The sequence below is a fragment of the Pedobacter sp. 01N416 genome (genome assembly GCF_056399685.1).
Map to the genome: position 1 here is coordinate 1 of NZ_JBFTRT010000946.1, position 929 is coordinate 929.

General features: G+C 42.9%; 1 pseudogene. It reads right to left on the minus strand.

Annotated features, from left to right (window positions below):
* A pseudogene (locus tag AC1DND_RS28580) lies at window positions 1-929 on the minus strand (transketolase); the annotation flags it as partial.

Sequence of the window (929 nt, forward strand, 5' to 3'; positions counted from 1 at the left end):
CCTTAAAGCACCTAAAATCATGCTGATTGGTGAACCTGAATGCCAGATTCCTTCTAATCGATGGCCACGGGTACGCACAATAACAGGTGCTTTTTGAATCCCTTTGGTTCGGTATGATAGGGATGCTAAATCGTCGCTGAGTACATTTAGTGCAAAAATTAAGTAATCAAGATACTGTATTTCGGCAATCGGTTTTAAGCCCCTCATGGCCAAACCAATACCTTGCCCCATAATGGTCATTTCTCTAATTCCAGTATCGGTAATCCTCAACTCACCATATTTGGCCTGTAAACCTGCAAAGCCTTGATTTACATCACCTATATTCCCTAAATCTTCTCCGAAAGCCACTAAACGCGGATCGCGGGCAAAGTTTTCGTTAAAGCAGGCATTAAGCACTTCCCTACCGTCGACCATTTTTGATTGTTCATCATATGCTGCGTTAACCACTACAATCATATCCGGACTTTCTTTACCGTCAGTATGCAGTTTAGAATTATAACGGTCGTGATTAACCTTAGCCTGCTGTTTATACCAGGCTAGCAGTTCATTACGTTCGGGAGAATTAAAACTAGCCGATAAACGGATGGCTTTTCGCACCGCCGTGAAAACCTCCCTGCGTTGTGCATCGGCAGTTGAAGCCAGAATTGCAGCAATTCTAGCCAGTTCCGGTTGATGTTTAGCTACACCACCAATTAAATCAACCACTTGTTTTTGTTCGGGTTTAATGCTATCCAAAAACTCATTCCAAGCTTCTTTTTGTGCATTGCGTACAAAAATCTTTGCTTCTTTTTCAACCGATACAATTTCCTCTTCGGTTGCTACTGCCGAATCGAGCATCCAGGCACGCATTTTCAGGAGACAATCGTGTTCGGTTTCCCAAGCTAAACGATCTTTTGACTTATACCTTTCGTGCGAGCCAGATGTAGAGT